Annotated in this window: 23 protein-coding genes; 22 read left to right on the top strand and 1 reads right to left on the bottom strand. The window is 60.3% G+C overall.

All coding sequences use genetic code 11. The features are described from left to right. Positions 1-57 precede the first annotated feature (57 nt). The 17 genes from spoIVB (at position 58) to ACE4YL_RS05335 (ending at position 15,882) form a co-directional block, all read left to right on the top strand. Complete coding sequence (gene spoIVB / locus ACE4YL_RS05415; RefSeq protein ID WP_461358936.1) at positions 58-1,371, top strand: SpoIVB peptidase; 1,314 nt, start codon at positions 58-60, stop codon at positions 1,369-1,371. Positions 1,372-1,427: 56 nt separating this feature from the next. After that, positions 1,428-1,838 carry a methylaspartate mutase subunit S gene (glmS, locus tag ACE4YL_RS05410; protein WP_461358937.1) on the top strand — a complete coding sequence of 137 codons (411 nt, stop codon included), beginning with the start codon at positions 1,428-1,430 and terminating at the stop codon, positions 1,836-1,838. A 14-nt stretch (positions 1,839-1,852) separates the two neighbouring features. After that, positions 1,853-3,262 carry a methylaspartate mutase accessory protein GlmL gene (gene glmL / locus ACE4YL_RS05405; protein ID WP_461358938.1) on the top strand — a complete coding sequence of 470 codons (1,410 nt, stop codon included), beginning with the start codon at positions 1,853-1,855 and terminating at the stop codon, positions 3,260-3,262. Next, entirely contained in the window at positions 3,255-4,712 is a 1,458-nt protein-coding gene (locus tag ACE4YL_RS05400; protein ID WP_461358939.1) for a methylaspartate mutase subunit E, read from the top strand. The genes glmL and ACE4YL_RS05400 overlap by 8 nt, the downstream gene beginning before the upstream one ends. A 12-nt stretch (positions 4,713-4,724) precedes the next feature. Further along, positions 4,725-6,074: an acyclic terpene utilization AtuA family protein gene (locus ACE4YL_RS05395; protein ID WP_461360202.1), complete on the top strand. Its 1,350-nt coding sequence runs from the start codon at positions 4,725-4,727 to the stop codon at positions 6,072-6,074. Between the two features lie 3 nt (positions 6,075-6,077). Further along, positions 6,078-6,380, top strand: a complete 303-nt coding sequence (locus tag ACE4YL_RS05390) for a DUF4387 domain-containing protein (RefSeq protein WP_461358941.1) — start codon at positions 6,078-6,080, stop codon at positions 6,378-6,380. 24 nt (positions 6,381-6,404) lie between these two features. Further along, positions 6,405-7,652: a methylaspartate ammonia-lyase gene (locus ACE4YL_RS05385; protein WP_461360201.1), complete on the top strand. Its 1,248-nt coding sequence runs from the start codon at positions 6,405-6,407 to the stop codon at positions 7,650-7,652. Positions 7,653-7,662: 10 nt separating this feature from the next. Next, positions 7,663-8,505: a fumarate hydratase gene (locus ACE4YL_RS05380; RefSeq protein ID WP_461358958.1), complete on the top strand. Its 843-nt coding sequence runs from the start codon at positions 7,663-7,665 to the stop codon at positions 8,503-8,505. Between the two features lies 1 nt (position 8,506). Next, positions 8,507-9,373 (top strand): alanine-tRNA synthetase second additional domain-containing protein, encoded by an 867-nt coding sequence (locus tag ACE4YL_RS05375; protein WP_461358943.1) that lies wholly within the window; start codon positions 8,507-8,509, stop codon positions 9,371-9,373. Between the two features lie 15 nt (positions 9,374-9,388). Next, positions 9,389-10,144, top strand: coding sequence for a sporulation initiation factor Spo0A C-terminal domain-containing protein (locus tag ACE4YL_RS05370; protein ID WP_461369345.1), 756 nt, complete (start codon positions 9,389-9,391; stop codon positions 10,142-10,144). A 71-nt stretch (positions 10,145-10,215) separates the two neighbouring features. Beyond that, positions 10,216-11,331, top strand: a complete 1,116-nt coding sequence (gene steA, locus ACE4YL_RS05365; RefSeq protein ID WP_461360199.1) for a putative cytokinetic ring protein SteA — start codon at positions 10,216-10,218, stop codon at positions 11,329-11,331. After that, complete coding sequence (locus tag ACE4YL_RS05360) at positions 11,332-11,967, top strand: copper transporter (protein WP_461360198.1); 636 nt, start codon at positions 11,332-11,334, stop codon at positions 11,965-11,967. Then, entirely contained in the window at positions 11,964-12,680 is a 717-nt protein-coding gene (locus ACE4YL_RS05355; protein WP_461358947.1) for a glycosyltransferase family 2 protein, read from the top strand. The genes ACE4YL_RS05360 and ACE4YL_RS05355 overlap by 4 nt, the downstream gene beginning before the upstream one ends. Next, entirely contained in the window at positions 12,665-13,429 is a 765-nt protein-coding gene (locus tag ACE4YL_RS05350; RefSeq protein WP_461358948.1) for a hypothetical protein, read from the top strand. Before ACE4YL_RS05355 ends, ACE4YL_RS05350 begins: the two co-directional genes overlap by 16 nt. Positions 13,430-13,491: 62 nt before the next feature. Continuing rightward, entirely contained in the window at positions 13,492-14,112 is a 621-nt protein-coding gene (locus ACE4YL_RS05345) for a cell wall hydrolase (RefSeq protein WP_461358949.1), read from the top strand. A 28-nt stretch (positions 14,113-14,140) separates the two neighbouring features. Further along, positions 14,141-14,911, top strand: a complete 771-nt coding sequence (locus ACE4YL_RS05340) for a polysaccharide deacetylase family protein (protein WP_461358950.1) — start codon at positions 14,141-14,143, stop codon at positions 14,909-14,911. 2 nt (positions 14,912-14,913) lie between these two features. Beyond that, on the top strand, positions 14,914-15,882 hold the full coding sequence (locus ACE4YL_RS05335; RefSeq protein ID WP_461358951.1) for a polysaccharide deacetylase family protein: 969 nt from the start codon (positions 14,914-14,916) through the stop codon (positions 15,880-15,882). Here the strand turns inward: ACE4YL_RS05335 and ACE4YL_RS05330 are convergent. Next, positions 15,871-17,097 carry a glycosyl hydrolase family 18 protein gene (locus tag ACE4YL_RS05330; RefSeq protein WP_461360196.1) on the bottom strand — a complete coding sequence of 409 codons (1,227 nt, stop codon included), beginning with the start codon at positions 17,095-17,097 and terminating at the stop codon, positions 15,871-15,873. The two genes, ACE4YL_RS05335 and ACE4YL_RS05330, sit on opposite strands and share 12 nt — an antisense overlap. Positions 17,098-17,211: 114 nt before the next feature. Between ACE4YL_RS05330 and ACE4YL_RS05325 the strand changes: the two genes are divergently transcribed. The 5 genes from ACE4YL_RS05325 to ACE4YL_RS05305 are packed head-to-tail and all read left to right on the top strand — an operon-like array spanning position 17,212 to position 20,981. Next, positions 17,212-18,468, top strand: coding sequence for a M16 family metallopeptidase (locus tag ACE4YL_RS05325; RefSeq protein ID WP_461369344.1), 1,257 nt, complete (start codon positions 17,212-17,214; stop codon positions 18,466-18,468). Further along, a complete protein-coding gene (locus ACE4YL_RS05320) occupies positions 18,450-18,815 on the top strand; it encodes a dUTPase (RefSeq protein ID WP_461358954.1) in 366 nt (121 codons plus the stop codon). Before ACE4YL_RS05325 ends, ACE4YL_RS05320 begins: the two co-directional genes overlap by 19 nt. A gap of 60 nt (positions 18,816-18,875) precedes the next feature. Further along, entirely contained in the window at positions 18,876-20,105 is a 1,230-nt protein-coding gene (locus ACE4YL_RS05315) for a hypothetical protein (protein ID WP_461360194.1), read from the top strand. Between the two features lie 39 nt (positions 20,106-20,144). Beyond that, positions 20,145-20,444 carry a YlmC/YmxH family sporulation protein gene (locus tag ACE4YL_RS05310; RefSeq protein ID WP_461358956.1) on the top strand — a complete coding sequence of 100 codons (300 nt, stop codon included), beginning with the start codon at positions 20,145-20,147 and terminating at the stop codon, positions 20,442-20,444. Between the two features lie 33 nt (positions 20,445-20,477). Next, positions 20,478-20,981: a general stress protein gene (locus tag ACE4YL_RS05305; RefSeq protein WP_461358957.1), complete on the top strand. Its 504-nt coding sequence runs from the start codon at positions 20,478-20,480 to the stop codon at positions 20,979-20,981. Positions 20,982-21,133 lie beyond the last annotated feature (152 nt).

The raw sequence follows: 21,133 nt of genomic DNA, 5'->3' as shown, positions 1-21,133 counted from the left end.
CCCTCGCGGGCCGGGCAACCTACACCCATGAACTGCATGTAGGGGGTAGGTGGCTTTGTGAGGAAAGTTTTACTCAGAGTAGTTGTGACTTTGGTTTTGGCCTGCGTGCTCTTGCTCTCCACAGTTCCCTACTGGGTCTCGGCAGTGGGTATACCCCGGCAGCTCAGGGTTTTCCCTGGCATGGAGCTGCCTGTGGACCTCAAACCTCCCTTTCGCATCCAAGATCAAGATGGCCGGGAAGTAACCGGCTTTTTTGACACAGAAAGCTTAGGCAGCCGGGTCTATCGGGTCAGCTTGTTTGGCTGGCTGCCGGTGACCAACTTGGTGGTGGATGTTGTCCCCCTGGTGGAGGTCTTCCCCGGCGGGCAGTCCATTGGCGTGCTGCTCAACTCCGAGGGCCTGGTCATCAGCGAATTGGGCGCTGTGGTGGACCTGGAGGGAAAGGAGCGCTCACCGGCCCGGGAAGCCGGCATTAGGGCGGGGGACATTCTCCTGTCCATCGAGGGCTATCCCACCCGCCGACCTGAACTGGTGAGCCAGCTGATCAACGCCCTGGCCCAGGAAAAGCGCTTTCTGCAGCTGGAGGTGAAGCGGGGCGACCGCATCCTGACCATCGCTGTGGAGCCTGCCAAGACCTGGCAGACCAACATTTTCGGCCAGGGTTCCCATCAGTACCTTTTAGGCATCCTCCTGGAAGATCCCGCGGCTGGAGTGGGCACCTTGAGTTTCTTCCATCCCGAGACGGGGCGCTTCGGGGCGCTGGGCCATACCATCACCGACAGCTTGGGACGGCCTGTGCAGATCGATGAGGGGACCATCGTGGAGGCCTCCATCGATTCCATCCGCTACGGCAGCAGGGGCACGCCCGGTGAAAAGGTGGGGTTCTTCCACGGGGAGCAGAATATTTTGGGCATCATCGATTCCAACAGCAGCTTAGGGATTTACGGTCAGCTGGTGGGCTCCCAGGCCCGCAGCTCCTTCCCGCAGCCGATTCCCGTGGCCTTTGCCCACCAGGTGAGGGCCGGGCCCGCGCAGATGTACACCGTGGTGGAGGGCACCAACATCGAGCGGTTTGAGGTGGAGATCATCAAGGTGGTGAACCAGACCAAACCCGCAGAAAAGGGGATGGTGGTTGAGGTTACCGACGAGCGGCTGCTGCGGCTCACAGGTGGCATCGTCCAAGGGATGTCCGGAAGTCCCCTGGTGCAAAACGGCATGCTTGTGGGGGTGATCACCCACGTTTTTGTGAATAATCCCACAAAGGGGTACGCCAGTTTTGCCGAATGGATGGTCTATGAGGCAGGGTTAGGCCTGAGTGAACAAAATCCCGCGAAACAAGCGTCTTCGCGGGAGGTTTTTTTGTGCCCATAGAGAAGAACTTACGTAGGCACATTTTATTTACGTATAGTTAATAGGGAGAGAGGCGAATGGAGGCAAAGACGCTTGTATTGGGCGTTATAGGCGCTGATGTACACGCTGTCGGTAATAAGATTTTGGAAATCGCCCTTACCGAAGCGGGATTCAACGTAGTCAACCTAGGAGTACTGGTTTCGCAAAAGGAATTCGTAGAAGCCGCCCTGGAGACGAACGCGGATGCAATTTTGGTCTCGTCCCTATACGGTCATGCGGAGATCGATGCCAGGGGTCTTAGGGAAGCACTGATCGAAGCCGGTATCGGCGATATTTTAATGTATATCGGTGGCTACCTGGTAGTGGGAAATCAGGATTGGTCCGAAGTGGAGGCCAAGTTCAAACAGCTGGGCTTTGATAGGGTGTATCCTCCCAGTACACTGCCTGAGGATTTCATTCCCACACTGCGGGAAGACCTGGGTATGTAGTTGGGGGGTTTTTCATGAACCGGACGCTGGTTTTGGTTGATATCGGCAGCACCTTTACTAAAGTGACGGCGGTGGACACCGGCCAAGCAAGGATTCTGGCCCAATCCAGCGCGCCCACCACTATCCAAGACGTGAGCATCGGTCTGAAAAATGCCCTGCAGGGGCTGGGGCTCACCGCAGAAGAGCTGCGCCAGGCCAGGAAGCTGGCCTGTTCCAGTGCCGCGGGGGGCCTGCGCATGGTGGCCATCGGCCTGGTCCAGGATCTGACGGCTAAAGCCGCTAAACTGGCGGCCTTGGGAGCAGGGGCGCGGGTTTTGAACACCTATTCCTTTCAGCTGACCGAGGCGGATCGGGAAGAGATCATTGAACTGGGGCCCGATATCATCCTCTTGGCTGGAGGCACAGATGGAGGCAACAGCGAGAACATTCTCCACAACGCCCGGGTGCTGGCCAGCTTGCCCCAGCCGCTGCCTGTGGTCATCGCTGGCAATCGCTCGGTGGCCAAGGAAGTGGCTGCCTGTTTTCCCGAAGAGTTCAGCACTTATATAGCGCCGAACGTCATGCCTCAGATCGGCAAGCTCCAGGTGGACCCTGCCCGGGAAGTGATCCGCCGGGTGTTCATGGAGAAGATCATCTATGCCAAAGGTTTAGATAAGGCGGAGCGCTGGATCGACGGCATCTTCATGCCCACGCCTGCGGCGGTGCTCCGGGCCGGGCAGCTTCTGAGCGAAGGCACGGCCGCCAACCCAGGTTGGGGCGATCTGATTATCGTCGATGTGGGGGGTGCCACCACCGATGTCCATTCCCTGGGGACAGGTCTGCCCAGCCGGGCCGGGGTTGTCCTGCGGGGGCTGCCGGAACCCTTTGCCAAACGCACTGTGGAAGGGGATCTGGGGGTGAGGGTGAGCGTGCTGTCCCTCCTGGAGGCGGTGGGTGTGGACGCCCTGGTCCAGGAGACCCGTTGGACCCGGGAAGAAGTGGAAAGCAGGGCCCAGCTTCTGCACAGCCAGCCGGAGGTTCTTCCTCAAAACCAGGCGGAGGCTGCTTTCGACCGGGCCCTGGCCCGGCAGGCGGTGAGGCACGCGGTGGGCAGGCATGTGGGCCATCTCTCCGAGCTTTACACTCCGGCGGGTTTGGTTTGGGTGCAGGAAGGCAAGGACCTTTCCCAGGTGACCACGGTTATCGGCACAGGAGGCGTTTTGGTGAAAAGCGACGATCCCTTAGCGGCGCTGGAAGGAGCCGGGAAACAGGCCGATGCCCCTTTGGAACTGCGGCCTGAGCGTCCAGAGTTTTACCTGGATGGAGATTACATCTTAGCAGCCATGGGTCTTTTGGCCCAGGAGGAACCGGAGGCTGCACTGGAGATCTTGAAGAACTCATTGAGCAACTACAAGCTTTGCGGGGAGGGAACCATCGTTGGGTGAGCGGCTCACGCATGACAAACTAGATTGGAATGAACTGCAGGAGGAAAGGCAGCAGGTGCTGGTCAGCTGGCCCACGGGCCAAGATGTGGATGTGGACGAGGCCGTGGCATTCCATAAACAGCTGCCGGCAGATTTGAACTTCGCCCAGTGCCTGAGCCGGGCCAAGACCGAAGGCAGAACCCTGGCGCAGCCCAGGGCGGGGGTCGCGGACCTCAACAGCCACCTGCAGCTGCTTTTATACCTGCAGGATGAGGGCGAAGCGGATCTTCTGCCCACTACCATAGACTCCTACACCAGGCAGAACCGCTATGAGGAAGCGGAAAAGGCCTTGGCGGAAAGCGTGCGGGAGGGGAGGTCACTCCTCAACGGATTCCCCGCGGTCAATCATGGGGTGGCCAGCTGCCGGCGTTTGGTGGAAAGCGTCTCCCGCCCCCTCCAGGTTCGCCACGGCACCCCCGATGCCCGGCTGCTGGCGGAAATCACCCTCGCCGCGGGCTTTACCGCCTTCGAAGGGGGAGGCATCTCCTACAACATCCCCTATGCCAAACGGGTCCCCTTGGAGGAAAGTATCCGCCACTGGCAGTATGTGGACCGCTTAGTGGGCTTTTATGAAGAGCAAGGGGTGACCATCAATCGCGAGCCCTTCGGCCCCCTCACAGGTACCCTGGTCGCGCCCTGCATCTCCCATGCGGTGGCTGTGATCGAGGCGGTACTCGCGGCTAAGCAGGGAGTGAAGAACATCACCTTAGGCTACGGCCAGTGCGGCAACGTGATCCAGGATGTGGCCGCCCTCCAGACCCTGACCATCTTGGCTGAAGAATACCTGCGGGCGGAGAACATCTACGATGTGGAAATCACCACCGTCTTCCACCAATGGATGGGTGGCTTCCCCAAAGACGAGGCCAAGGCCTATGGTGTCATCGCCCTGGGCAGTGCCACCGCCGCTTTGGGCAAAGCAACGAAGGTGATCGTGAAAACCACCCATGAAGCCCTGGGTATTCCCACCAAGGAAGCAAACGCCCAGGGTATCCGGGCCACCAAGCAGGTGCTGAACATGCTCCAGGATCAGGTGTTCCCGGAAAACCCGTGCCTGGCGGAGGAGCGGGACATCATCCTGCAGGAGACCCGGGCGATTTTAAACCGGACCCTGGAACTCGGGGAGGGCGACTGGGCCCTGGGCGCAGTAAGGGCCTTTGCCGCAGGGGTGATCGATGTACCCTTTGCCCCCAGCACCTTCAATTTGGGCCGCACCATGCCCGCCCGGGACAACGAGGGGGCGGTGCGCTTCCTGCACTGGGGCAACCTGCCCTTCCCCAAGGAAATCCAGGATTTCCACCGGGCCAAACTGGCGGAGCGGGGCAAAGCGGAGCGGCGCGCCCCCAGTTTCCAGATGGTCATTGACGACATCTACGCCGTTGGTCAAGGCAGATTAGTGGGACGTCCCCGATAGGAGAGATGCGCATTGAGTGAACTGAGAGTGCTTTCCCCCACAGCCATTTTAGGCTACGGTTTTCCCCTGTCCTCGTTCCAGGCCGGATTGGAACGGGATCCGCACGTGATTGCGGTAGATGCTGGTTCTACCGACCCCGGCCCCTATTACCTGGGCGCCGGTAAATCCTTCACCCAGCGTGCTCCGGTGAAAAGAGATTTGCATTACCTAGTTAAAGCAGCCCTGGAGCGGGGCATCCCCCTGATTATCGGCACGGCGGGAGGCTCCGGGGCCAAACCCCATGTGGACTGGACCCTGGAGATCATCAAGGAGATTCTCCAGGAACTGGGTGTCCGGGCCAAGCTGGCGGTGATCTACAGCGATGTGGATCGGGAGCTGCTCCTTAGGGAGCTGCGCCGGGGCAGAATCCAGCCCCTGGGTCCCGTGGGTCCCCTCACGGAGGAAGAAATCCTGGCCAGTTCCCATATAGTGGCCCAGATGGGGTTAGAGCCCATCATGGAGGCCTTGGAAGCTGGGGCCCAGATCATCGTGGCCGGCCGGGCCTATGACCCCACCGTGTTTGCCGCCCTGCCAGTTCTTAAGGGTTATGATCTGGCCCTCGCCCTGCATATGGGGAAGATCCTGGAATGTGCTGCCATCGCGGCCAGTCCCGGCAGCGGCAGTGACTGCCTCTTTGGCTACCTGCAGGAAGATGCCTTTATTCTGGAAGCCCTAAGTCCGGAGCGGACCTGCACCAAGCTTTCCGTGGCCGCCCACACGCTCTACGAGAAGAGCAACCCCTATGAGCTTCCGGGTCCCGGTGGAACTTTGGATCTGCGGGAGACGCGGTTTGCCGAGCTCCCCGGCGGGAAGGTGAAGGTTTCCGGCACCCGCTTTAGGCCCACGGAGAAGTACTATCTCAAGCTGGAAGGAGCCCGTCAGGTCGGCTACCGCACCATCAGCATAGCCGGTGTGCGGGACCCCATCATGATCAGCCAGATCGATGACATCATTGCCGCGGTTAAAGAAAGGGTTGCCGACAACTTCCGCGATCTCCGCGATTACCAGCTCCATGTCCACTGCTACGGAAAGAACGGGGTGATGGGCAGTTTGGAACCGCAGATCGAGCCCGCCCATGAACTGGGCTTGGTGATGGAAGCGGTGGCGCCCACCCAGGAGGTGGCCGATACCATCTGCAGCTTCTTCCGCTCCACCCTGCTCCACTATGGTTATCCCGGCCGGAAGTCAACCGCGGGCAATCTGGCCTTTCCTTATTCGCCTTCGGATACATCGACGGGAGCGGTGTACAGGTTCAATATCTACCATCTTCTGGAGGTGGATGACCCCAAGGGGCTGTTCCCTCTGGAGATTAGAGAGGAGTGAGCTATGCGTTACGTGAAGGATGCTGCTTCGGTTATCCGCAGCAAAAATGCAGGTCCTTATGAACTGACTTTTGACTTGATGTTTCCCGATGCAGAAACTTACGAACAGGTCAGACACAGCATCACGAAGGAAAAAATCGCTGCCCTGTACAAAATCGACGTGAGCCAGGTGCTTTCCATTATCCATTTCGCGCCAGCCCATGCCGTGAAGATCACCATTGTGCGGCCGCGGGCCTCCGGAGACTTGGGGGAAACCGATGTCTACGGGGCTCAGCAGCACGCTCCGCTGCTGGAGTTGACCTATTAACCATTTCGGAGAAGGAGTGTTGGCATGCTTATTAAGGATGTCGTACTGTCAAAGGGACTTACTGGGTTTTACTTCGATGACCAGCGGGCTATTCGCCAGGGGAACTACCAAGAAAACGGCATAGCATATCTAGGCGAGCCTATGACCCCCGGCTTTAGCAAGATCCGTCAAGCGGGGGAGAGCGTGTCGGTTCAGTTAGTCCTGGAAGACGGTCAGGTGGCCTATGGCGATTGCGCCGCGGTTCAGTATTCGGGCGCAGGTGGGCGGGATCCCCTCTTCCTCGCCGATAGGTATATACCCCAGATTGAGGAATACGTTGTACCAAAGCTGGTGGGGCGCAAGCTCACCTCCTTCCGTGAGCTGGCTGAAGAGATCGACCAGCTCACCAACGGGGAAGGGAAGCCCCTGCACACGGCCATCCGCTACGGAGTGACCCAGGCGATCCTGGATGCGGTGGCCAGAAGCAAGCACCTCACCATGGCTGAGGTCATTGTGGAGGAATACGGCCTGGAGCTCATCCCGGAGCGGGTGAAGATCTTCGCCCAAACCGGCGATGACCGCAAGCTGAACGCGGATCGCATGATCATCAAGCAGGTGGATGTACTTCCCCACGGCTTGTTCAACAACGTGAACAAGCTGGGCCGGAAGGGCGAGCACCTGAAGGATTATGTGGTCTGGCTGAAAAACCGGGTGCAGGAGCTTAAACCAAGGGAGGACTACCTGCCTGATTTCCAATTTGATGTGTACGGCACCATCGGGGAAGCGTTCGATGACAACATCGAGGAGATCGGCCACTATGTTCAGGAGCTCGCGGAACTGGCGGCACCCCACCGCCTGGCCATTGAGGGGCCGGTGGACTGCGGCTCCAAGGCTGAGCAGATTCGGGTGATGGCAGAACTCCGTGAATATGTGGACAAGCACAACATCCCCGTGGTCTTCGTGGCCGATGAGTGGTGCAATACCTTAGAGGATATCAAGGAGTTTGCCCAAGCCAAAGCAGGGCATATGATCCAGATCAAGGCGCCGGATCTGGGCGGCATCAACAACAGTGTGGAGGCGGTGTTGTACTGCCATGAGCACGGAATCATTCCCTATCTGGGCGGAACCTGCAACGAAACTGAGCGCTCCGCGCAGATCACCGTGCAGCTGGCGGTGGCCACACGGCCGCGGCAGATCTTGTCTAAGCCCGGTATGGGCGTGGATGAGGGCTTGGCCATCTGCACCAACGAGATGAACCGCCTGGTGGCCTTACTGAAAAGCAAAGCAAGGTAGGGGATAGGTGTTGAGGACAATCCGGTACGAGGACATTGTGGCCCAGGTCAAGGAGCTCTGCCTGGACGCCAACTGCAACCTGCCCATGGACGTCTACCAGGCCTTGGTGGCAGCGGAGCAGAAGGAGGAGTCGCCCCTGGGGCAGAATATCTTGGATGTGATTCTGCAGAACGCCAAAATCGCCCGGGAGAAGAAGATGCCCCTTTGCCAGGATACGGGCATGGTGGTGGTCTTCGCCGAGGTGGGGCAGGATGTGCACATTGAGGGCGGTCTGCTCAGTGATGCGGTGAACGAAGGGGTGCGCCGGGCCTACGACGAAGGCTACTTCCGCAAGAGTGTTGTGGCCGATCCCATCCAGCGGGTGAACACCAAGGACAACACCCCGGCGGTACTCCATGTGTCCTTGGTGGCAGGCGACAAGCTGCGCCTGATTGTGGCCCCTAAGGGCTTCGGCAGTGAGAACATGTCGGCCCTGAAGATGCTCAAACCCGCGGACGGGGTGCAGGGGATCAAGGATTTTGTGGTGAAGACAGTCAGTGAAGCCGGGGGCAATCCCTGCCCGCCCATCATCATCGGCGTGGGCATCGGGGGCACCATGGAAAAGGCGGCGCTGTTGGCCAAGCAAGCGGTGCTCAGGGAGATTGGTTCCAAGCATCCCCAGCCCCACATCGCCAAGCTGGAAGAGGAGCTTTTGGAACTGGTGAACAAAACGGGAGTGGGGCCACAGGGCTTCGGGGGGACCCAAACAGCTTTAGCACTCTTTGTGGAAACCTATCCCACCCATATCGCCGGACTGCCTGTGGCTGTAAACATTAACTGCCACGTGGCGCGGCACGCTGAGGCGGTGTTGTGAGATGCATTACACCACGCTGGTCAAAGCAGTTTACTACGCGCCCCGGGGCCGCCAGCGCCTGATGCACCTGGGGCAGATCGTGGCCCAGCGGTATCTCGATGCCGAAGCTCTGCTCATCGGCGTCATCGGTGATGCGGGGGCGGGCAAGTCCCTGATCATCAGGGGCATGTTCCCTGGACTCGTGCTCACCAATGATGACGATGGCGTGAACGTGAGGCCGCTGCCGGTCCTGGAGGACGCCCAGGCCGACCATTTCAGAACGCACACTTACCATCTGGACGTTCGCTTTGAGATGGCCTTCACGCCCCTCTGGGAGCTGGCGGATGCCGTCAAGAAGGCCATATCTGCTGGGCGCCGCGTGGTGGTGGAGCATTTTGAGCTGCTCTATCCTCTGCTCAACGTCAACGCGGAAATGCTCATCGGTATTGGCGAAGAGGTGGTGGTCACCATTCCCACCCTCTTCGGGCCCTTCCCCGCGGAGATTGCGGAGGAAGCCTATGAGTCTTTGGTGTACCGGAAGATGGCCCACAGCGCCGAGGACTTAACGGGCATTGTCCTGGAACAGATGGGCATTGAACCGCCCACTTTCCATAGCGATGTGCGTCGCGGGTTTGTGGTGGAGTTTACCCGCCAACCCGAAGTGGACTTGGCGGAGGTGGAGCGGCGCGTACTGGAATATATCCAGCAGGATTTACCCATCAGTGTCTACAACGAGAATGCCATCCTCATCGGGCAGGAAAAACTCAAGTGCTCGGGGCCGCGCATTCACATGGCTTCCACGGGCGAAATCGTGAATTTCCGCCTGGATAAGAACTTCCATTATTCACCGATTTCTAAGACCTTTTTGCTGGCCGGGCGCGTGGGGTAAAAGGGGGGGCCCGGAGTGATCCGTGTCGTGCAGGTAGATAGCGATCAGGCCTTTCGGGACAAGGTGGCCGCCTATTTCCGCAGGTTAGACGGCTTTATCTACCGCGGCCTGGACTGCGCAGCTGATCTCGGGCCGGCGGTAGCAGGGAACAAGCCCCAGGTGATCCTCTTGGATCTGTACTGCCAGCCCCGGGGCGGCATGGAGGCCTTAAGGGAGATCAGGAGCAGTTTGAAACGGGACGAGACAAAAGTGATCATGGTTTCCAGCACTCCCCCAGGGGAGGAGCTTCTGGCCAGGGCTGCCGAGCTGGGCGCGGATTATTTCCTCCTGCGCCCTGTGGATGTGGTTGTCCTGGAAAAGCGCATCAGGCAGCTGCTGCAGTCTCCGGTGGAGGCGCCCGCCCGGGAGCTTTCCTTCAAGCTCGTGCAGGATATCTGCACAGCCTACTTCGAGCGGATGGGCATACCTCCCCATTACAAGGGTTACCGCTATCTGATCGAAGGCATCTACCTGGCCTCGCTGCATCCCCAGTGGCTCAACGCGGTCACCCAGCATCTGTACCCCGCCCTTGGGGAGCGCTTTGGGGTGAGCGGGGCCCAAGTTGAGCGGGCCATGCGCTATGCCCTGGAAGCGGCCTGGGCCAAGGGCAATCTGGACCAGCTCTACGCGATCTTCCCCTATGTCCAGGCCAATAGAGGCAAACCCACCAACTCCGAGTTCATCAGTACCATGGTGAACCTGGTAGGTTTAGCAGCGGAAGGCCAGGGCTAAAGAGGCTGGTAGAAGCGCATACTAAGAGACGGTAGAGACCGTCTCTTTTTTCGTGGCCGGGAGGTGGTGGGATGCGGGGCAGGGTTCGGCTGGGCAGGCGCACCAAGGAGCTGGCGGCGCGGCTCCAGCCCCAGGAAATTGCGGTGATCGCCCATGAAGATCTGGATGCGGTGGCAGCCGCGGGGTTGGTGGAAGCGGGGGCTGCGGCGGTGATCAATGCCCATGCTTCTTTGACCTGCCGCTACCCCAACTTAGGACCGCGCCTGTTGCACGAACACGGTGTACCCCTTTTGGACAGCGTGGGTGAGGAGATCTTCCAGCTCCTTCAGGACGGCGATCTGGTGGAGATCCAGGGCCGCAAGGTCCTCAAGGATGGACAGGTGATCGCCGTGGGCACCATCGTGACCGGCCACATGATTGAAAGGCGGGCCGAGCTTGCTAAGCTCAATCTCCCCAGGGAGCTGGAGAAGTTCGTGGGCAACACTTTGGAATACGCGGCACGGGAAAAGGATGTGATCTTGGGGCGCATCGAATTTCCACCCCTCCCGGTGGACTGCAGCGGCAAAGCGGTGGTGGTGGTGGTCCGGGGAGTGGGCTACCGCCAAGATCTCCAGGTTCTGGCTCCCTTTATCCAAGAGGCGGGACCAATCCTCATGGGGGTGGATGGGGGGGCAGATGCCCTGCTGCAGGCGGGCTACCGGCCCCACATTATCATCGGCGACATGGACAGCGTAACCGATGTCGCCCTGCGCTCGGGAGCCCAGCTCGTTGCCCACGCCTATCCCGACGGGCGCTGCCCCAGTGCCCAGCGTTTGACCAGGTTGGGCCTGGACTTCCATGTGGTTGCCGCACCGGGTACCAGTGAAGACCTGGCCCTGCTGTTGGCCCACGACAAAGGGGCTGAGCTGATTGTGCTGGTGGGTTCCCATTCCAATATGATCGACTTCTTGGAGAAGGGGCGCCCGGGCATGGCTTCCACCCTGCTGACCCGCTTGAAAATCGGGCCCATCCTTCTGGATGCTAAGAAGGTCAGCGATCTTTATCGGCCCAAGACGGCCTTTGGGGCTCTGCCCCTGGTGCTGGCGGCTTTGATCCCCATTCTGCTCTTTATGGGCTTAGCTTCTCCCTGGCGCCATTTCCTGCGCCTGCTTTGGCTGCAGCTGCGCCTGATTGCGGGGTGGCTCTAGGTGAACTTGGGCTTCCGCTACCACGTGGCATCGCTCCTCGCGGTGTTTTTCAGCCTCATTCTGGGCATCCTAATCGGAGGCGCTGTCTTTCCAGATCACTCTTTAGTGGAAGAGCAGGCCCTGCTCATCAGCGAATTGGAGGAGCGCTTCCGGGAAAACAGGGCCCAGTTAGCTGCCCTCCAGGCGGAACTGGACCTGTCCAGCCGGGCTTGGCTGGAGCTTAAAGAGAGTATATCCCGGGACCGGCTGACGGGCCGGCCGGTTGTGGTGGTGGGGGAGGGGAAAAGCTCCTTGGCCTCGGTACTGGAACAGGCTGGGGCCCAGGTGGAGATGGTGGGGTTGGAGCGCCTGGGGCAGATGGATTTCCATGAAGGGCTGACGGTGATCTTTCCCCTGACCAGCGAAAGGCTTTCCCAGACGGAGCAGGAGATCGTCCAGGCCCTGGCCGCCGCGGGAACCCGCCTCAGCTTTGTCTGGGGTCGAGAGCTAAAGCCGTCCGCTGCGGAGCTGCCCCCCAGCCTCCAGGTGGACAGCATTGACACCAGCTTCGGGGAGATCGCTTTGCTTTTGGCCCTGTCCGCGGACCTAGAGGGGCACTACGGCCTGCAGGAAAGTGCCCAGAAGTTATTCCCATGAAGGTGGTCGCGCTGATCCCGGCTTACAACGAAGAAAGCCGCCTCCCAGCGACGTTGGAGGCTGTGTGCTCCCTGGAGGAGGTCGGGGAAATCGTGGTTGTCAACGATGGATCCGGCGATTCCACCGCTGAGGTGGTGCGGACCTTCCAGCGGCGGATACCGGGACGCCTCCAGCTTGTCGATCTCAGCAGCAACCAGGGGAAGGGAGCCGCCCTGGAACACGGGTTGGCCCAGGCGGCGGGGGATGTGTACCTTTTCCTAGATGCCGATTTGGGCACGAGCGCCCGGCAGGCCAGGGCTCTTTTGGATCCCGTCTTGGAAGGCCGGGCGGACATGACGGTGGCTGCCTTTACCGGCGGGCAGTCCGCGGAAGGCAAGATGGGCTTTGGACTGGTGCGCCGCACAGCTATCCTGGGGGTGAGGCTGCTCACGGGCCAGCAAGTCACCAGCCCCCTCTCGGGCCAGCGGGCCATCAGGGCGGAGCTCCTGCGGGAGCTGGGCGGGCTGGCCCGTGGTTTTGGCGTGGAAGTGAGTCTTACCGTGGGCGCCCTGCACCACGGCTTCAGGGTGCTAGAGGTCCCCCTGCCCATGCGGCACCGGGCCCACGGCCGGGGCCTGCGGGGGTTTTGGCACCGGGGGCGCCAGATGGTGCATGTGCTTTGCGCCCTCTGGCACTGCTGGCGGAAGGGGTGGCATCGATGGTCTGGAATCTAGCCGCGGCGGCCCTGGCCTATCTAGTCGTACCTTTGCTTCTGCCCCTGTACAAAAAACAGGCTAGCCGCAATTACCGCGGCGAATCCGTTCCCGCCGGGCTGGGCTACAGCTTTTTGCTCCCCGCGGTGCTGGTGATGATCCTGCGCTCTGGGCGGGCCGTGCAGCCACTGCTCTGCGCCATACTGCTCCTGCTCTTTGCCGCCTTGGGGGCGGTTGATGATGCCTTGGGCAGCCCGGATCAGAAGGGCTTCCGGGGGCACTTGCGCGGTGGAGTTCTTTCCAGCGGCGCCCTGAAGGCTTTAGGCGGGGCTGTGAGCGCGCTGGTTGCCGCCAGTTTGCTGGAGAGCGGCTGGCTGGAGCTTCTGGTCAACGGCGGGCTCATGGCCCTGGGGGCCAACTTCTTGAACCTTTTGGACCTGCGGCCCGGGCGGGCGGCCAAAGCGTTTCTCCTGCTTAGCCTGCCTTTTCACTTTTTCACTCCGCGGCCTGTACCCCTCCAGGTGCTCTGTGGTGCCGTTTTGGGTTACCTGCCCTGGGATCTGTCCCGCAAGGCCATGATGGGTGATACGGGAGCCAATCCTTTAGGAGCGGCCTTGGGCTTGATGGCCGCGTGGTACTTACCCCTGGCGGTTAAGGCAGTGCTCCTTGCGGCTTTAGCCGCGCTGAACCTGCTTTCTGAACGGATTTCCTTCTCACGGGTCATCGAGGGCAGCCGCTTCCTAGATTTCCTAGATCGGTTAGGGCGCTGAAGGATTGGCGGTTTTGATGTGGAATATTGTGTTACCGACTTCACCGATTAAGGAGAAAGATGATGCGCAATCTAGTTTTGATCCTGCTGGGCCTGACCCTCACCTCCTGCCTGGTCCAAGCGGATTCAGGCCCCGTTCACATAGTGCAGCCAGGCGATACCCTGTGGGATATTGCCCTGGCCCACGGCATTTCCTGGCAGGAGTTGGCTTCGCTGAATAAAATCAAGGATCCCACCACACTGCAGGTGGGCACCAGGCTGCGTCTGCCCACCACCACCCAGAGCGGGACCAAACTGGTACTCCACGATGGCAGCACTGTCACGGTGACTAGCGAGGAAGTGGAACTGCTGGCCCGGGTGGTTCAGGCTGAAGCGGGGGGTGAACCCTTCGAAGGCAAAGTGGCGGTGGCCGCGGTGATCCTCAACCGGGTGCGCTCCAGCAGGTACCCCGATTCTGTCTGGGAGGTTCTGCACCAGCCGGGGCAGTTCACCCCGGTGGAGCAGGGCAAGCTGCCCAAGAAGGCCGATGCCAGCTGCGTGGAAGCGGTACGCAGGGCCTTAGCTGGGGAAGATCCCACGGGCGGGGCACTGTTTTTCTACAACCCCCACACCACCCAGTCCGCTGAGTTCTGGGCAACCAAACAGGTGATCAAGAGGATCGGGAATCATAACTTCGCCCTCTAGGTGAATAAAATGCCCTAGAGGTGAGGTCATGCGCGTCTATGTGGTGAAGGTCAGGTGGTGGTACCTGCTGCTGGTGCTGATGCTGGCCTTTTTGAGCATGGTTCCCCAGCTGCGTGCGCCTTTGATCATCAGTGTTTTATCCAAGGGCCGGCTGGTACCCATTTACAGCGTGCAGACGGCAGAAAAGAAGGTGGCCTTTTCCTTTGACGCCACCTGGGGTGCTGACCTGACGGACGAGATCCTGGAGATCCTCCAGGACCACGGGATCAAAACCACTTTTTTCCTGGCAGGGTGTTGGGTGGATAAGCATCCCGACTATGTGGTGAAAATTGCCGCCGCAGGCCATGAACTGGGCAACCACAGCTACTCCCATCCCCACATGAACACCCTCAGCGAGCAGGGCATTGCCTTTGAACTGCAGAAGAACGAGCATCTGATCCACGAGCTCACGGGGCAGAAAACGACCCTCTTCAGGCCCCCCTTTGGCGAGTACTCCAACGAGGTCATCTCCGTGGCGAGCGCCTTAGGCTACCAGACCATCCAATGGTCTGTGGATTCCCTGGATTGGAAGAACTTGAGCAGCAGCCAGATTTACGAGCGGGTTATGGGTCAGATCAAACCCGGCTCCATCGTGCTTTTCCACAACGCAGCTCCAGGTACTCCTGGGGCTATTCGCCGTCTGATCCCCGATCTGCTCGCCCAGGGTTATGAAATAGTGCCCGTTTCCCAGCTGCTGCACAAAGGGGATTATTACATTGATCACGCCGGTACCCAGCGTCCCGGCAAAGGGGGCAGCTAGGCATGATCATCACCAAGAGGGCCCTCCTCTTTACCGCCGGTATCATTGTGGGCATAGCCCTGCTCTTTTTGGCCCCTGTGGTCTATGAGGCGGCCCAGCGGGCCCTGTACGGAGTGAAGCCAGGGGTCACTTTAGAGGGGCAGCTGGTGGAGGGGCTCCTGGAGGAGGAGCTCTATGATGTGGTGGCCAGCCTGGCGGAGAGCTTCTATGTGGAAGCAAGCAACGCCAGCTGGGACTGGCAGCGGGGTGAGGTGCTGCCGGAAGTTGTGGGGCAGGTGGTGGATGTGCAGAGCACGGTGGCCGCCCTGCTTGAGGCACCGGCCCGCTCTGCGGTGCGGCTGGTGACGGTGGTGGTGCTCCCTTCCATCACCCGGGCCCACTTCCGCCCCTATTATCGCGGGCCCACCAGCGAACCGCGGGTGGCTTTGATGTTCAATGTGGACTGGGGTGATGAGTACATCCCGGGCCTTTTGGAGGTGTTGGCCGAGGCCGATGTCGCGGCGACCTGGTTTCTCACCGGACGCTGGGTGGAAAAAGCCCCCCAGCTGGCCAAGGCCATAGCTGAGGGGGGACATGAAATTGGCAACCACGGCGGCTGGCACGGCTTAGCCGGGGAAATGAGTCCCGGGGAGGTGGCCCAGCTCATCCAGGAGGGGGAAGATTTGATCCTGGAGGCCACAGGACAGCGGCCCCAGGTCTTCGCCCCTCCCGCGGGGGATTATACGCAGCAGACAGTGGCGGTGGCCGCGGAGATGGGCTACAAAACGGTACTGTGGACGGTGGACACCGTGGATTGGCAGCGGCCCGCTCCCACCCAGATCATCGACCGGGTGCTCAGCGGGCTGGCCAATGGCGCCCTGATCCTCATGCATCCCACACAGCCTACCCTGGAGGCGCTGCCGGTGATCTTGGATCACCTGGCGGCCCGGGGCTTTCAATGTGTCACCGTGAGCGAGCTCTTAGCCGATTAGATTCGCCGCAGCGCCTTGCCAGATCGCCGGGTCTTCTTGGCCCAAACCTGAGAGGGCTGCACCGCCTAAGCGGTACTTGGTCACCAGTTCCAACTTGTATTTCAAGCTGTAGCGGTTTTCAAACCATACTTCACGGCCGTTTCCGTAGTGGAAGTACGGGGTCATGGAGGAGGCATCCCAGCGGATTTTCGCGCCGTGCCGGGCCGCCAGCTCCAGCGCTTCTCCATGGCTGATTTCCTGGGCTGTGCCTGTCCGCGTCCAATCTAGACCGGAGGTGGGCAGGCTGAGGATGATCTTCCCCGGGTCTACAGTTTGGGTAACTGCTTCCAGCATGGCCTCCAGCTCCGGCAGGGCTGCCAGAGGGCCAGGGCCTTGGGTACCTGGGGAGCTGTGGAGCAAAAGGAAGTCGGCTCCGCGGCCTGCGGCGCCGTAGTCCAGGCCTTCCTGCCAGGGGAGGCTGATCAGGGTGCGCCGCCCGCGGGCTGCCAGCTCTCCCCGGAGGGCAGTGAGGAAGGCGAAAAGATCAGCCTGTTCAGGTCCTGGGGTGTAGGCCAGGTGGACAAGGAGTCCCTTCAGGCCCCACTCTTCCGTGAGCTGGACCAGCCCACGGAGGGCTTGCTCCTTCAGCTGGGGACTGGCCAGAAGCTGGGTTGGGCTGGCCGGTACCTGGATGTGCCCGAAGGTGAGCAGCTCCTGATTGCCGGCGAAATACAGGCTTCTGCCCATGTCCACAGGGTCAAAGTTCGCGGTGATCTGCCCGCCACTGCCCAGGCTCCACCCCAGGGGTGCGAGGGCGGTGAGGTGGGAGGAATGCTGCAGCAGCGTCTCGTAGGCGGGGCTCTCCGGTTCATAAAGGCCCAGCAGCATGGGCCCCCCTTCTTTGGGGGCCTCCTTCAGCAGTCTCAGCCCATATTCGGGAACCCAGCCCACCGGTCCTGAGCTTGGGCGGATCCTGTACCATCCGTCCTGCCTGTCCAGGATGACCACGGGCTCGGTATCTTGCTTGATTACTCCCAGGGCCTGTGCCTCTGCGAAGGGGGCGGCGCGCACCGTCAGTGCCTCAAGGGCAAGTTCCGCCCTGCGCCCCAGGACTTCCAATGCCTGCTGCTGTCCGGCGGGAACCAGGGGTTCCACGGGCTGGGGTGCCTGTCCGCCCAAGAGGGATGAAAAATAAAAGAGCATGGATAAGATGGCCACAACGGCACCTCGGTTCAAAGGGCACTCCCCCTTTCTGATGTGCTGAATCTATGGTATCATATTCATATCGCCAATTTCAGTGGAAAGAACAGCACGTGCTGGTGAAGAACGGCAGTGCTGTGGAGGTCTGGCATGTACCAAAAGACAGTGTTACCCAACGGGGTTAGAATAATCAGCGAGCGCCTGCCCCATGTGCGCTCGGTAACCTTAGGCGCTTGGTTTGAAGTGGGCAGCCGGCTGGAAGAGCCGCATGAGTGGGGGATGTCCCACTTTGTGGAGCACATGATGTTTAAGGGCACCGCAAACTTTTCGGCCCAGGACATTGCGGAAATCATGGATCAGCGGGGCGGTCACCTCAATGCCTTCACGGAAAAGGAGCAGACCTGCTACTATTTCAAAGTGCTGGACGAGCACTTTTCCACGGCCGCGGCGCTGCTCCAGGATATGCTGCTCAATTCCCTGTTTCTGCCGGAGGATGTGGAAAAGGAGAAAAACGTGGTTCTAGAGGAGCTGCGCATGTACGAAGACTCTCCAGAGGACTTTGTACATGACCTTTTCTCCGCGGTGCTTTGGCCTGGAGATCCCCTGGGTAAGAACATCCTGGGCTCAGAGGCCACCGTTCAGGCGTTCACAGCGGAGAAGGTGCGGGAGTATGTGGCCAAGCACTACACCGCCGACCGGTTGGTCATCGCCTGCGTGGGCAACATCCACCATGGGGAGGTGGTGGAAGCTTTCGCCCAAGCCCTCGGCAAGCTGCCCCGGGGCGGCAGGGTGTCAGCTAGCAAGCCTCAGTACACCGCGGGCAGCTGCCGCTTCCAGGACAGAGAGATCGAGCAGGTACATCTCTGCCTGGGCGCCCCGGCCATTGCCCGCAGCGATGAGCGCAGGTATCGCCTGCAGGTTCTGGATGTGATCATCGGCGGAGGGGTCAGTTCTCTGCTCTTCCAGAAGCTCCGGGAAGAGCTGGGCCTGGTGTACAGTACCTATTCCTTCAACGACCTGTACAGTGATGTGGGCTTTTACGGGGTCTATGCGGGCTTCGCCCCCAGGAACTGGGGCCGGGTCTGGGATGTGCTCCAGGGGCTCTTTACAGATATTCCCCAGCTGATCACGGAAGAGGTGGTGGAAAGGTCCAAACAGCAGCTGCGCAGCGGACTGCTGCTCTCCTTGGAAAGCACCAGTACCCGCATGTCCCGGCTGGCCAAGGGAGAGATCTACGACGGCGGTCCCCTGCCGCCGGAGGTGGTCCTTCGCTTGGTTGAAGATGTGCAGCATCCACAGGTTGTGGAGCTGGCCCGGGAGCTGTACCATCCAGAGCGCTGGAGCTGGGCTGCTGTGGGGCCCAGCCGCTATGTGAGGGAGGATGTCGCATGGAGAAAGATATGCTGAAGAAGATTTTCCATCTGCAGGAGCGTTTTGACCGGGCAGTCGTGGAAAAGCGGGGCCTCAACTTCAGCCAGGAGGTCTGGATTCAAAAGGAAGTTCTGGCCATCATGTCCGAGCTTGCGGAGATCTTGGATGAGGTGAATTTCAAGTGGTGGAAAGACCCCAAGGAGATCGACCGCGAGCGGCTCCTGGAAGAGATCGTGGATGTGCTGCACTTCTTTGTCAGCATGTGCCTGAAGGCCGGCATCGGGCCGGAAGAGCTGTACCGGGCCTACATCCGCAAAAACCAGGAGAATTTCGCCCGGCAGGAGGGCCGAACTGACCGGGAAGGGTATGCTTGGAACAAATAGAAGATTGTGTTATAATACTGTTACTCCGCGCCCAGGGAGATGTCCAAAGGAGAGTGTTCTTTGTACATGCGCGGAGCTTTTTTTGTCCTTTTTTGCCTGGCCGCCACAGCTGCAGCCTCCGCAGCGGGCTTGGGCGGAGAAGTTTCCGGCTTTCTATCCCCCGACGGGTTTGCCCAGAGCTTTTACCTTTCCTTTGACCACCAGCTGGATTCCACAGACCTGCGCCTCGGTGTGGTGGGGGAGTACGGCTCTGAGGGGGCTTTCCAGCTTAGCCCCAGGTGGCAGCTGGAACTTGGTGACCTGGGCCCCTTTCTCCTGCGGGCTGGACGAGATGTAGACCACTACACCTCCTCTGATCTCTTCCGCTTAATCAGCAAAAACAACCGCTCCCCAGCCAGTTCCTTCTTAACCCTGGAAAGCCCCCAAGCTTCCTTCGGTTTTCTGCAGGCTGTACCCCTGCGCAGCGGGGATCCCGTCAGCGCGCTGTTCGCAGAGGCGCTCCTGGAAGCGGGGCCCCTCGGTTTCCGGGGTCTGCACCTGCAGTTCGCCGGCGGTGGCCAGGGGGGTACCGCGGCAGTTCTGCAGGCTGAGGCCGCGCTGGGACCTTGGGCCGCGGCGGCAGCCGCGGGCTGGGTCCAGGAGGGCACTTTGGCGAGCCGGGGCACCGTTGTGGTACTGGAAAGAAGCGGCAGCGGCCTGCAGGGCAGCTTCACCTGGCAGAGCATCGAACCTGGTTTTGCCAGTCTTTTGGCGAAGAGCAACCGCTACCCTCCAGGCCGTAGGGGCTGGGAACTGGAACTTAAGCTTCCCCTTGGCGCCCTGGAAGGGGAGGTGGATCTGCGCCGCCAGGGCAACCTGGCAGGGACCCGCAGCTATAACCGCCTGGCTTTCACCTGCCGGGCAGGGGAAAACTTCAGCGTGCAGTGGCGGCTGGAACCCACCCGGGCGCTGGTGCTGCGCTACAGCGGGGAGGGTCTGCTCTGGCAGGTTGATGCCGTAAATCTAGTGGTGCGCCATGACCGGGAAACCGAGGCGGGGAGCTGGAGCTGGCGCGCCGATGCCAAGCGCAGGATCGCCCGTCTCGAAGTGCAGCTGGATAGGACCCTGAAGTGGCGCCTGGTGGCGAAGTACGATTTCCTCCTGCACCGAGCCCACACTTACCTCAGGGTGCGCTGGGAGAGGGCCAAGCAGTATGTACAGCTGGAGCTGGGGGAATATGATGGGGGCAACCTCACCGCGAGCTTCGGCCAGCCGGCCCAGCTCAAACTATCTTGGGGGTGGCAGTTCTAGCCCCTCGCGCGTGCACATATGCTAAGCCGAGGTGGTGGTATGCGCTACTCGGAACTGTCGGGCAAGGAGATCGTCTGCATCGATGAGGGCATCCGGCTTGGGGTTGTGGACCGCACCGATTTGATCATTGACCTGCGCACCGGTGAGGTGCAGTCTATCGTGATTCCCTACGGCAGCCGCTGGTTCCGGCCCAAGCTCATTGTCATCCCCTGGCGGGGCATCAAAAAGATCGGCCGGGATTTGATCATTGTGGATCTGACCACGGCTGAGGACTACAGTGCGGTGATGAAGAAAATTCAGGAAGGACGCAGTTGGAATAAGCCCCCTTTCTTTGGGTAAGCTAGAGCTAAGACATGGAAAGGGGGAACATTATTGTCAACTGTCATTGGCGTTTTCAGTGACATATCCACGGCCGAAAAGGCGGTTAAGGCACTGAGAGATAAAGGGTTCAAAGACAACGAGATCTCCATCGTGGCCAAAGATGAGAAGGCCCGTCGGGGCGGCACCGACATGGAAACGGGGGGAGAGTTCGGCACCGATTCCATCGCCGAGGGAACCACCTGGGGTGGGGCCCTGGGCGGCGTGGCGGGCCTGTTGGCTGGTGTTGGCGCCCTGGCCATCCCCGGCATCGGGCCCATTGTGGCGGCGGGGCCGCTGGCCGGCGCCCTGTCCGGTGCGGTGACTGGGGGTGTGGCCGGGGGCTTGATTGACCTGGGCATCCCCGAAGATAAGGGGCGCCAATACGAAGAGAACCTGAAGCAGGGAGGCGTCTTGGCTGTAATCGAGACTAGCGATGACAAAGCAAATGACGCCAGCTCCATCCTCAGGCAGCACGGTGCCAAAGATGTGGAAACCCACGGAGGGAAACAGAGCTAAGAGTTGGGAATGGGGCTGTTGCAGAATGAACGTTGATTAGTTCATCCTGCACGGCCCTTTTTTGTCTAATAACGAGAATACGGGCTCGCGAAGGAGCCCGTACCCTGGTATAATTTAGTTATGCAAACAAAACTATACACCAAAGATTATAC

Source organism: Candidatus Darwinibacter acetoxidans (genome assembly GCF_041936445.1).
Taxonomy (GTDB): domain Bacteria; phylum Bacillota; class Limnochordia; order Darwinibacteriales; family Darwinibacteriaceae; genus DTU010.
The sequence above is the reverse complement of the archived record's forward strand: the minus strand, read 5'-3'. Positions and strand labels throughout refer to the sequence as shown.